The 12,365-nt window shown below is 35.6% G+C and carries 10 protein-coding genes, 1 other RNA gene and 2 riboswitches; of the genes, 9 read left to right on the top strand and 2 right to left on the bottom strand.

From position 1 onward, the window contains the following. Positions 1–35: 35 nt before the first annotated feature. Complete coding sequence (locus tag NSQ59_RS14945) at positions 36–1,427, bottom strand: tetratricopeptide repeat protein (protein WP_055740092.1); 1,392 nt, start codon at positions 1,425–1,427, stop codon at positions 36–38. Positions 1,428–1,511: 84 nt separating this feature from the next. Continuing rightward, positions 1,512–2,540 (bottom strand): LLM class flavin-dependent oxidoreductase, encoded by a 1,029-nt coding sequence (locus tag NSQ59_RS14940; RefSeq protein WP_055740091.1) that lies wholly within the window; start codon positions 2,538–2,540, stop codon positions 1,512–1,514. A gap of 218 nt (positions 2,541–2,758) precedes the next feature. Here NSQ59_RS14940 and NSQ59_RS14935 point away from each other — a divergent pair, with 218 nt between their 5' ends. From NSQ59_RS14935 to tenA, 9 genes are all read left to right on the top strand, one after another. Beyond that, positions 2,759–4,057 carry a cadherin-like beta sandwich domain-containing protein gene (locus NSQ59_RS14935; RefSeq protein ID WP_126647759.1) on the top strand — a complete coding sequence of 433 codons (1,299 nt, stop codon included), beginning with the start codon at positions 2,759–2,761 and terminating at the stop codon, positions 4,055–4,057. 1,126 nt (positions 4,058–5,183) lie between these two features. Next, positions 5,184–6,170, top strand: coding sequence for a nuclease-related domain-containing protein (locus NSQ59_RS14930; protein ID WP_055740089.1), 987 nt, complete (start codon positions 5,184–5,186; stop codon positions 6,168–6,170). A 29-nt stretch (positions 6,171–6,199) separates the two neighbouring features. Continuing rightward, complete coding sequence (locus NSQ59_RS14925; protein ID WP_055740088.1) at positions 6,200–6,586, top strand: gamma-glutamylcyclotransferase family protein; 387 nt, start codon at positions 6,200–6,202, stop codon at positions 6,584–6,586. Between the two features lie 72 nt (positions 6,587–6,658). After that, positions 6,659–7,693, top strand: a complete 1,035-nt coding sequence (locus tag NSQ59_RS14920) for a hypothetical protein (protein ID WP_055740087.1) — start codon at positions 6,659–6,661, stop codon at positions 7,691–7,693. A 133-nt stretch (positions 7,694–7,826) separates the two neighbouring features. Beyond that, a complete protein-coding gene (locus tag NSQ59_RS14915) occupies positions 7,827–8,714 on the top strand; it encodes a LysR family transcriptional regulator (protein WP_055740086.1) in 888 nt (295 codons plus the stop codon). 29 nt (positions 8,715–8,743) lie between these two features. Then, on the top strand, positions 8,744–9,955 hold the full coding sequence (locus NSQ59_RS14910) for an MFS transporter (RefSeq protein WP_055740085.1): 1,212 nt from the start codon (positions 8,744–8,746) through the stop codon (positions 9,953–9,955). Between the two features lie 179 nt (positions 9,956–10,134). Next, positions 10,135–10,331: non-coding RNA, 6S RNA (gene ssrS, locus NSQ59_RS14905), on the top strand. Positions 10,332–10,729: 398 nt separating this feature from the next. Beyond that, a riboswitch (TPP riboswitch) is annotated at positions 10,730–10,832 on the top strand. A gap of 82 nt (positions 10,833–10,914) precedes the next feature. After that, positions 10,915–11,017, top strand: a riboswitch (TPP riboswitch). A gap of 76 nt (positions 11,018–11,093) precedes the next feature. Beyond that, positions 11,094–11,615: an energy coupling factor transporter S component ThiW gene (thiW, locus tag NSQ59_RS14900; protein WP_055740084.1), complete on the top strand. Its 522-nt coding sequence runs from the start codon at positions 11,094–11,096 to the stop codon at positions 11,613–11,615. 23 nt (positions 11,616–11,638) lie between these two features. Beyond that, complete coding sequence (tenA, locus tag NSQ59_RS14895; RefSeq protein ID WP_340832092.1) at positions 11,639–12,310, top strand: thiaminase II; 672 nt, start codon at positions 11,639–11,641, stop codon at positions 12,308–12,310. The last annotated feature ends 55 nt before the right edge of the window (positions 12,311–12,365 follow it).

Here is a 12,365-nt window from a genome sequence, read left to right as displayed (position 1 = left end):
GGAAGCTTGTAATTAGCTTAAAAAGAGCATATTCATTATGCTCTTTTTTGCATGTCAATACAAAGCTGTTGATATGCCAAATATTCTTGTTTCATCCCTAATTCATTGTAGATTTTGGATAGCCATTGTACTGGTTTGGGATCAACATTTTTTAGCTCCATTTCCCAACTAAAGCATTCAATCGCTTGCTCATACTGCTTAAATTGATAATAAAGCTGTCCAAGCAACAATTGTTGGTCAGGATCATCTGTAAGTGAATGCATTTTTTCGATTTTCATTAAAATAGGGACAGCCTCTTTTACTTTTCGTAAAGATTGAAGCATTATTTTGATTGTGGAAATATCATACCCATTTGTAAGTAATTGAATTACCCATTTTTGCAGAAAATCCACCGCTTCTTTCGGATTTATCTTGAAAAAGGGGATGAAAAACAAATGAAGTTTTTCTAGATGATCATGATGAACCTCAAAATTAAATTCCTCTAACAATTTGATAAACTCCATTGTTTGCATTTCATTAAGTGTAAGGTTTTGTGAGGACAAAAGATTTAAGATTTTTTCAGTGTCACGAAGATAGAAATATTTCTTTAATAAAGTTTGTTGCACTTCCGTAATATTAGGTACTTGTTCATTCAGGGCTTCCAACACCTGTACCATTTGGTCATCTTGAAAATGTTCTTCTAGCAGAAGGAGAAGAGTGGGCAAGCTTTTTTGATTAATGGATATATATCGAATATGAATGGCAATTATATCTGTCCATCTAGATTGTTGCTCCAGCAATGCAGAGAGCCTGTGGAAATGGTCTTTCTCCTCTATTGTAGAATATAAAAGTTTTTCTGCAAAAATGGGGTCTTTGGAAAATAAAATATCTGCTTGTTGTTGATAGAGTTTAGCATATTTAATAAAGTCTAAGTGATTGGATAGTTCTTTTACAAATGAGTGAGTTGGTGTGAAATCCATCAGTATTCGGATAATGCGATAGCTCAGAAACATTTGTCCGTTACGACGGTGTTCATAATAGAGGTTTTGAATGTAGGTGAAAATTTTTTTCTTCGGTATAAAGGACACAAATAATGTTGCTAGGTTGGCCAGTTCATGAGGTGTTAAGATTTTTTCCATTTTATCTATTACTTGTTGGAAGGTGCGTTTTTTGTATATCTGATTGGAGGATATTACGGTTTCGACAAGTGGATGATTGGCTGGAATGATAATTCCTTTCTTAAATGCATATTCGATATGTGAATGTCTTATCAGTTTGGTTGTCTTCGCTGCAGTAAGATAGTGATCCTTGTAAAAAAATACATAATATACTTGCTGATCCTGGTCATAGGCCTCGATAATTTTGCTTTGTAAATAAATTGCCATTCTTTCAACGGTTAAACGGATGGTTTTATGATGATCAAGTATCACTAATTGGTTTGTTTGCATAGGAATCCTCCTAATCTTTAGTTCTGTTTTATTATAACACAACTTCTAAAAAAGGAAGAAACTCAGTGAATCCACTGAGTTTCTTTACGCTTCGTTGAATATTTCAGAAACGATTCTATATGATTGCAGTCTTGCCTCGTGATCAAAAATTTGTGCATTGATAATAAACTCGTCTGCATTTGTCTCGTTTAAGAAATTTTGAAGCTTTTCTTTTACTGCATGTCTATCTCCGACAATGGATGATCCCGTTCTTTCTTTAAGCAGAATTTTTTCATAATCACTGCAAATTTCATCAAGATTGTCTACAGGCGGCTGCAATTGCCCAGGATTATTCCGAATCAATGACAGAAATTGCTGTTGCATGGATGTTGCGAGTTTTTGTGCTTCTTCATTTGAGTCAGCAGCAATGACATTTACCCCAACCATTATATATGGTTTATCCAGCACTTTCGATGGACGGAAGGTTCTTCTATATAAATCAAGAGCCGGTAAAGTGTTTTCAGGAGAAAAATGACTTGCAAAGGAAAATGGCAATCCTAACTGGCCGGCAAGTTGTGCGCTGAAACCGCTGGAACCTAATAACCAAATAGGTATTTGAAGTCCTTCTCCAGGAACAGCCTTCACATATCTATTACCTGTTCGTAAAGCAGGGTCAAAGTATCCTCTAAGCTCTGCAACTTGTTCCGGAAAATCAGATCCATCACTAAGCCGGTCACGTCTTAATGCGTGTGCGGTAATTTGATCGGTACCAGGTGCACGCCCCAGTCCTAAATCAATACGTCCCGGAAAGAGAGATTCAAGGGTTCCAAATTGTTCAGCGATAACAAGCGGTGCATGATTTGGCAGCATAATTCCACCAGACCCGACTCTGATTTTGGATGTGCCTGCTGCTACATGTCCTATCACGACAGAGGTTGCAGAGCTTGCAATTCCGGGCATATTGTGGTGTTCCGCAAGCCAATATCGTGTATATCCCCATTTTTCAGCATGTTGGGCAAGATCAAGGGTGTTACGTAAAGAATCAGCTGCAGTTCCTCCTTGAATAATAGGGGAAAGATCTAACACTGAATAACGAAGATTTTTTAATGTATGATGAACAGAAGATTGAGTCATGTTTTCTTTTTCCTCTTCCTTTTCATTGAATTTGTGTCATTATATTTTAGCAAACAAACAAGAGCACACAAAATGAATTGCTTATTTAAGAAAAAGTTAAGTTTTAGGTGATATTTTTTGTTTAAATATTTTAGTTGATAAACTTGTAGGGAAGCGATTTTTTTTACTTTAGCTATTTTTTTAAAATATAAAAAGGAGCCAAAGGAGGTTGATACGTTATGCAAGTAAAATCTTTGAAAATCATTTTGGCTGCAACAGTAGTGAGTGCTGGAACTTACATGTATGTTCCGTCTTCCTTTGCCGATACGGTAACAAATATTAATGAGAGTCAAATTGAGTCGGCAAATCAATTGGAGAATTTAGAGATTGATGGGGTCAAGTTGGATAAAGCTTTTTCATCAAACGTCTTGAATTATCGTGCAACGGTAGAAAATGATGTGAAAAATGTTACTTTACATATAACAGCTAATGCGGATGAGGTAATAACCATAAATGGAAATAAGGTAGAGGATCCAACGAATGTAACATTAAATGTGAATTCTGGAGATAATATTTTTTCGATTGTAGTGGATGATGGAATAAACACACCTGTTACATATACGTTGTCCATTTCTCGAAAATTAAGCAGCAATAATTTATTGCAAAATATTAAACTTTCAAGCGGTAAACTATCAAAAGCATTTAATTCTTCCGTAACTGAATATGAGGTGGAAGTTCCTAATAAGGTTGAGTCGTTAACTGTAACTCCAGAGGTTTTTGATGCTATTGAAACGGTAAAGGTCAACGGTAGGTTGTTGAACCAGGAAAGTGCTACGGTAAAGATTCCTATTGGAAAGTCTGACATAACGATTGATGTAACAGCAGAGAATGGTGAGAGTAAGAAATATATCCTTCATGTGGTACGTGCGGATGATTCTGTTCATGAAATTCCCGCGAAAAAACCTACCGTTACGAATGGTAGTGGTAGAACAAATACGGGTTTTCCAGTCATGCAAACTGGTCAGAAAAATTCTGGCTTCTTGAATAATGCACAAGGTACCTCTAGTCAGAAAACTGGAAATCAAATAAAACAAAGCCAGGCACAACTTAGCAGTTTAAGTGTTTCGAGCGGGACGTGGAATAAAACGTTTTCGCGCGATGAATATACCTACCATATTGCAGTTGGAAGCAGTGTGAAAAGTGTAACGATCGATGCGATTCCCCGAACAAGAGGAGCATCTGTTTCGATAGAGGGTGGAGAAAGTACGATTCAATTGGGTGATAATGCTAAGAAAACAATCATTTCTATCGTTGTCACAAAAGACGATAAGCGAAAAACTTATGTACTTGTATTTGATAAAGATGTTAAGGTGAAAAAGACGAGTAATAGTATTGTAACGACAAATACTTCTGATAATACAGGACATACCAATAATAATGTGGTTACGAAAAATGTTAAATATGCAAACCAGAATCAGACGAAGCAATCTACATCATGGTGGGGGAGGTTGTGGAGAGAAATTAAGAGTTGGTTTTAAAGGGATAGGATGGATGTTAGCCTGCTGATTGCAGGCTTTTTGAGGTTATGTTGGGTTGGTACGGGGGACAACATGGGGCACAATGAAAGAGGAACGGGTTAGATAGAATAGTGGATAGGGAACGGATAAATAAGCCGGTTACATTAAAATGAACATGGGGGACATTGAAAGTGGAAGAGGTAACAAAAAAAGAAGAACAGGTTACATTGAATGCTAGATAGGGAGCGGAAAAAGAAGAGAGGCACATAAAAATGAACATGAGGCACAATGAAGGCGGAATAGGGTACATAAAAAGAAGAGTGGGTTACATAGAAAACTAGATGGGGACCGGAAAAAGAAGCAGGTCACATTAAAATGAAAAAGGGCCACATTGAAAGTGGAAGAGGGAACAAAAAAAGAAAAACGGGTCTGATAGAATGCTAGATTGGGAGCGGAAAAAGAAGCCGGTTACATTAAAATGAAAAAGGGGCACAAAGAAAGCGGAAGAGGGAACAGAAAAAAGCAGAAAGGGATGGAAAGAATGCTAAATAGGGAGCAGAAAAAGAAGCAGGTCACATTAAAATGAAAAAGGGGTACATTGAAATCGGAAGAGGGTACATAAAAAGAAGAGTAGGTCCCATAGAATGCTAGATTGGGAGCGGAAAAAGAAGAGGGTCACATAAAAATGAACATGAGTCACAATGAAAAAGGAGGAGGTCACATTGAAAGAAGAGCGGGTCAGATAGAATAATAGATAGAGAGCGGAAAAATAAGTTGGTGTCACATTATAATGAACATGGGTCACAATGAAAAAGGAGTAGGGCACATTGAAAGAAGACCGTGTCAGATAGAACGCTAGATAAGGAGCGGAAAAATAAAGCCGGTCACATAAAAATGAACTTAGGTCACAATGACAAAGGAAAAGGTCACAAAAAAAGAAGACTGGGTCAGCTAAAATGTTGGATAGGGACCGAAAAAAATAATCTAAGCAAATTAAATAGAATAATGGCACCTGCATTTCGGAATTGTTGACTTTATTAAAAAATAGGGCTAATCAGATGCAAAAAAATTTCTTCTTCAGAAAAGAAGGATTATCCTTCCAAAAATAGAATCTAAATTACAACAATAAAAAAGGAGTGATGTAAATTTGATCGTAAAAAATCGTACTGTTCCAATAAGAGTTTTACAGGACAAAGCACTACTCGACCGACTACCAAAAAATCACAAAAAATATCCTACCATCTTAGAAAATTATAAAACCTTTAACACTGGACATCTCGGAGAAAAAAATATTGATTACTATTTAGAAATATTACCCGAAAAAGATTATTTTATTTTCCACGGTTTACGCCTCGAATATAAATCACAGCATTTCCAAATCGATACACTAATTCTTACATCTAATTTTGCCCTTATCCTAGAAGTAAAAACCATCAAAGGTACTTTATTTTTCGATACAAAATTTAAACAAATGATTCAAATATTAGACGGTAAAAAGAAGGGATATCCCTACCCAATAACCCAAGTAAACCGTCAAAAGGAATTACTAAGAAAATGGATGGAAGAACATAATATTAAATCATACCCGATGGAAGGATTAGTCGTTATTAGTCGCCAATCAACTATTTTAGACACTAACGCAGAAGATAATAGTATCTATGAAATCGTGATTCATGCTTCTAATCTATTAGAAAGAATCAATGACTTTCATCAAATTTATAAGAAAAAGATCTTCTCTACTCCTCAAATGAAAAAGATGAGCGACCTTTTATTGAATGCCCATACACCCTTATATAATAATATTTTGCAACTATACGATATAGATCAAAATGAATTAATACGCGGTGTCCAATGCCCCTCTTGTGAATCCTATCCCATGAATTATAAAAATAGATATTGGTATTGTGCAAAATGCAGCTATAAATCTAATTCAAGTTTCCGGAAAGCTATATATGAATATTTTCTCCTAATCGAGCCTACCATTTCAAATCAAGCATGCCGTAAATTTTTATTGATAAATTCCCCAAAATCTTCAAGATACTTTTTAAAATCAATGGAATTAAAAACTACAGGATCAGGACGCTTCATTAAATATAAAATGCCAAACAATATTGACGAAGAATTTTTAGTATAATAAAGAAAAAAATGTCAGAGGTGACCAACATGCACAAGGTATTCGTCTATGGAACATTAAGAAAAGGAGGGACAAATGAGCACTATTTAAAAGGGGCTTCTTGTATTTCCAATCAATGCTGGACATTTGGGGAATTACATGATACTGGATTTGGCTATCCTGCTATCAAACAACATCCTTCCTTCAAGGTGTTTGGAGAAATTTATGAGATTGATGATGAGCAATTAAAATTGGTCGATGAATTGGAGGATTACGAAGAAGGAAGAGAAAACAATTTATATGACAGAATCAAAATGACCGTTTATACAAATGAAGGGGAGGAAGAGGTGTTTGTATATCTTGGTCGAAATCAATTATTTGAAAAAAGCTGTCTGGTTGAATCAGGTGATTGGTTAAAATATTTATTAGGGGAATAGTCACAAAATTTCCACACTTACATATACCATTCTAAAATATAATAAAGATAACAAAACGAATGGGGGATGAACATGACACTAAGAATTTCAAATCCAAAGGTTTTATGGTGTATCCTCCTTGTTTCCCTAATTTTGTTGGCGAACTATACCTTGTATCATACGGACATTGCAAAGCCTATATCTACTGGTGTGGTCATTGGTTCATTTCTTGATTTTCTTCTTTTCATTCCTTTCACAACTTATTTTTTAGTCATTCGCAAACGAATCTCCACTAAATACTTATTTGTTGTAGTGGCAGCATGCTATGGTACTGCTTGGTTAATTATTCCGAACGACATTTTTTCTGCTTTCAGTATTTCAAAATATATCCTATTTAGTGTCGAAGCAATTTTTATCACGATTGAATTGTATTTCGTATCTAAAATAGTTATAAAAATTCCATTGATAATAAGAAACTTTAAGCAGTACAATCATCCTTTTTTTACAACGAGGATGGAAGGCGCAATATTTTCAACCATTAAGAAATCGAGGAGTATAAAAATAATGATCTCCGAACTATCGATTCTTTATTATAGCCTATTATCCTGGGGTAAAAAGAAACCACAAAAATTAAAATTTTTTACTTACCATATAAAAACGAGTAATATCGCACTAAATATTATGGTGATTCACGCAATGGTATTGGAGTCATTAGGTTTTCATTTCTTTTTACATGTATGGAGCCCGCTTCTTTCTTACATCATTATTTTTATAAATGTGTACGGTATTTTGTTTATACTTGCTGAAATACAAGCGATTCGATTAAATCCAATTGTATTCCTCGGCGGAAACCTTCACATACAAATTGGAATTACCAAACGTATAATAATTCCTTTAGATAAGGTCGAATCATTTGGGACTGTAAAACAAAATCTTCCGAATAAAAAGATGATTTTTGATGGCACTTTAAATGATTTTATGAAAGAACAACCAAATGTGGAAATCATATTAAAGGAACCAATTAAATCTCAGTTATTATACGGATTTACAAAAATGGTAACAACGGTACATTTAAAAGTGGATGAACCGGAGGAGTTTTATATGTTGTTAAAAAGCGAACAGTTTTAAACTGTTCTTTTTTTATTTTAATACATACTATTCATAACTAATATGCATGAATATCATGCAAATATACAATTGGAAGTTATATAAATTGTGGAGTATGATAATAACGGAAAAAGTAATTTAGTGAGGTAATGCGATGGAGTGGCATCAAATTCAGTACTTTCAAATGGTAGCAGAGACGGAGCATTTTACGCGAGCAGCGGAAATTCTATCTATTTCTCAGCCTGCCTTAAGTCGAGCGATTTCAAAGCTTGAGGAGGAGCTTGGGGTTCAGCTATTTGACCGAACTGGACGAAACATTGTTTTAAATAAATATGGAAAAATGTTTTTACAACGAGTGGAACGCTCTATTCAGGAAATTGAATTAGGCAAGCAGGAAATTCATGATATGATTCACCCGGATCACGGAACCATTTCATTATCCTTTTTGCACTCTTTAGGGATTAGCTTTATTCCAGGCATTCTGAAAGGATTTTTAAATAAATATCCAGAAGTAAAGTTTCACTTGAGTCAAGCAGGTTCTCTCCAGGTTTTTGAGAAGCTATTAACCGGGGAATGCGATATTGCCTTATTATCCTATCTTCAGGATGATAATGAGCTTCATTGGGAATCATTGTGGTCAGAGGAATTATTTCTGATTGTATCCGCAAACCACCCATTAGCTGAAATAGAAGAAATTAATTTGATTTCTATTAGAGATGAACCATTTATCGCTTTTAAAAATGGTTATGGATTACGGACGATAGTCGATAAACTTTGTTCGGAAGCCGGATTTACACCTAAAGTAGCATTTGAAGGCGAAGAGATAGGTACTGTCGCGGGCTTGGTGGAAGCCCAATTAGGAGTGTCTATCGTTCCTGATGTGAAAGTATTGGATAAGAATAAAATCAAACTCATCCGTTTAAAAAATCCGGTTTGTATGAGGGAAATCGGGCTCACATGGAAGAAGGGAAGGTATTTATCGCCTGTCACGGAAAGGTTCATTGTGTTTGTCAAAAGCCTTTCTCAAGTTCAGAAATTTTAGCCTAGAAAAAAAGGAGTTTATCATTCATCATGGGATATATAGAACGTGGAACCGCCAATTTCAAAAAAACAAATTTAGCCCTATTTGCTGGCGGTTTCAACACATTTGCCATTCTTTGGAGCACCCAGCCATTACTGCCGGATATTGCGAAGGAGTATCATGTTTCACCGGCAGTATCTAGTTTAACATTATCGTCTACCACCATTGCACTAGCTATTAGTATGCTGCTTACAGGCTCTCTCTCAGAAGTATATGGTCGAAAACCGGTTATGACGATTTCATTAGTAGCTTCTTCGATATTAGCAATATTAACAGCATTTAGTCCAAGTTTTCATTTATTACTTTTACTAAGAATTCTGCAAGGGATTGTTTTAGGCGGATTGCCTGCGATTGCAATGGCTTATTTGGGGGAGGAAATTGAGCCGAAAAGTTTGGGAATGGCGATGGGGTTATATATAAGCGGAAACTCTATCGGCGGTATGGGCGGACGTATCATCAGCGGGGTCCTGACCGATTTTTTTAATTGGAGAATTGCTATTGTAGTAATTGGTATTATCAGTTTACTTGCGAGTCTATTATTTTGGTTTACATTACCCAAGTCAACTCATTTCCAAGCACGAAAATTGGAGATTGGAAAATTAGGAACATCACTGTTCAGTCAATTTAAAGAACCTGGATTAATTTATCTATTTGGTATTGGATTTTTATTAATGGGAAGCTTTGTTTCTCTTTATAATTATATTGGATTTCAATTAATTGCACCGCCTTATTCCTTAAGTCAAACCTTAGTCGGATTTATTTTCGTCGTCTATTTAGTTGGAACCTTTAGTTCAACATGGATGGGAATGTTGGCAGATAAACATGGCAGAAGAAAAATCTTGCAAGTTTCTCTCGCTATATTATTAATCGGGTCACTCATAACCCTTAACACAAATCTATGGCTAAAAATTATTGGCATTGCTATTTTTACTTTCGGATTTTTTGCCGGCCATTCCATTGCAAGCGGCTGGGTTGGAAAGCTTTCGTCACATGATAAAGCACAAGCATCAGCTCTTTATTTGTTCTTTTATTACACAGGCTCAAGTATTGGAGGTACGGTAAGCGGAACCTTCTACAGTAATTTCGGATGGATGGGTGTCGTTGGGATGATCGCTATATTTGCTGTCATTGCGGTATTATTCTCTATCCGTTTAGCAACAATAGCGAAAAGGAAGCTTCAAGTTTCTTCTCATCGGGTGTAAGTGCTCAAAAATATCAATAGTGGGCACTGAATTCGTTTTTTCATATAAACGTTATTTTCGTAAAAACACTATGAAAATTACCGCCTTTAATGACATAGAGGAATCTTTGTCTGCAGACATTAAAATTGGATGGAAAACCTTTCATTTGATTTTTTATCAAAAGGGGAGTAATATAATAACACAAGCTGCGTTGTTCGTAATCATAATAAAGTTTTAACCTTTGAGCTGTAATAGGGAGTTTATATAGAAACCGGAATGACAAGCCTCTGTCTATAAGACATGGAGGACACGCAGAAACGTTTCTGAGAACACCCACTTTGAGGAGTGGTGGTTTAAAACTTTCTTATCATTAAATTACGGCAAAGGCGGCTCCTTACATAATCAACTTAGTCAGTTTCCATAAGAAACTGGCTTTTTTGTGTTTAGCGTTTTTAAGTCTATGTGAAGATAAAACCATAAATAAATTCATAATAACTAATAAACTGAGGAAAAAAATAATCAAAATTGGCGAACATAATCTTGAATTTTGGATAATATATAATAAAAAGTTGCATTAGACCAAAAAAATTGACTGTAAATAAAAATGATGGAAGGAGTGTTATCATGAAAGAGGGAGAATTAAGGAAACAAGGTACCCAAATCCCGACTCAATTTATGATACAAAGGTCGAAAAGATTGATGATTACATTATCTCCGATGGTTATTTTATTAATATAATAAAATTTCTTCTTTCTTTTTCTAAAATTTGTGCTAGTATATGTATATAAATGAATAATGAATCACTAGGGGAGTCTTAAACAGACTGAGACAGATATGTTCTGGACCCTTTGAACTTGATCCAGTTAGTGCTGGCGTAAGGAAGTGGCTGAATTTATGAAGGTAATGAATATTTTATCCTTGTAAATGTAACCCGTCCTTACATGAAGGGCGGGTTTTTTGCGTCCTTCCAATTGAATATTAGTATCTGCTAGGGGAGCCGTGTGGCTGAGAGAAATCGTTGGATTGAAACCCTTTGGACCTGATCCAGGTTGTACTGGCGTAGGGAAGCGGTAGATTGTTGTTGAGATATACAACTAATGCTACAACCGCTTTCTATTTTGAGAGCGGTTTTTTTATTATAAAGGAGGAATTTTTTATTATGAGTAAGGTTAAAAAAATGACTTTAACTTGTGTGATTATTGCCATCACTACATTAACAAGTAATATCGTGTACATTCCGGTAGGCTTTGCAAAGATTTTTCCCATTCAGCATATGGCAAATGTTTTAACGGCTGTTCTATTAGGACCGATGTATTCGGTTGCCCAGGCATTTATTGTTTCCCTTATACGGAACATGGCAGGGACGGGATCGATTTTCGCGTTTCCAGGAAGTATGATTGGTGCTTTTCTTTCAGGGATTTTATTTATGAAAACGAAAAAGCTTTTGTGGGCATTTACTGGTGAAGTAGTGGGGACAGGTATCATTGGTGCTATTTGCTGTTATCCGCTGGCCACTCTTATCCTTGGGCAAAAAGCAGCCGTTTTTGGCTTTATTCCAGCATTTATTGTAAGTTCTTTCGGAGGTGCGGTAATTGGAATAATTGTTTTAAAGGTTTTACTGAAAAATCAGGCACTGCAGGGAATCATTCGCAAAAACAGTCTTTTCAATCGTGAGCTTTAGGCCACAGGAAGGAGCAATGAAAAATGACTTTTTCTGAACGCTTATTTAATAATATTCAATCAATCTGGAATCAAAATCATCAGCATCCATTTGTACAAGGAATAGGGAAAGGGACACTTCCGAAAGAAATGTTTCAAGAATATATGAAACAGGATTATGTTTATTTGATCCAATATGCGAAGTTATATGCTATTGGTGTTCAAAAAGCAAATGATCTTGCATCGATGACACATTTTGCCCAGCTACTACATAACATTCTTCATTTTGAAATGAATGTTCATCGGGAATACGCTAGTCAGTTTGGTATAACAACGGAAGAGTTGGAACAAACAAAGCCTACGCCAAATAATTTAGCATATACGAGCTATATGTTAAGTGTTGCCCAAAATGGAACGCTTGCAGAGCTCATTTCATGTCTGCTGCCATGTGCTTGGGACTACTGGGAAATTGGAAAGCTATTGAAAAAACAATATGGACATCAGCTGGAGAATAATCCTTACAAAACATGGATAGAGACGTATTCCTCCGATGAATTCGGTTCCATTGCACTATGGTTGATTAAATTATTGGATGAAATAACTATTGGGAAATCAGAGGAGGAACTGGCAGTGCTGGAAAATCATTTTCAAATCACTTCCAAATATGAATATTTATTTTGGGAGATGCTTATGTCTGGACAAGATTGGCCATTATAAAGGGCTGCTTTATGTAGCTTATCTACTGACACATATAAATTATAAGGTAGATAAA

It is taken from the genome of Margalitia sp. FSL K6-0131, assembly GCF_038008735.1.
In the GTDB taxonomy this organism is placed as follows: domain Bacteria; phylum Bacillota; class Bacilli; order Bacillales; family Bacillaceae_C; genus Margalitia; species Margalitia shackletonii.
Note: the sequence above shows the minus strand (reverse complement) of the source record. Positions and strands in the feature narration are given on the sequence as shown.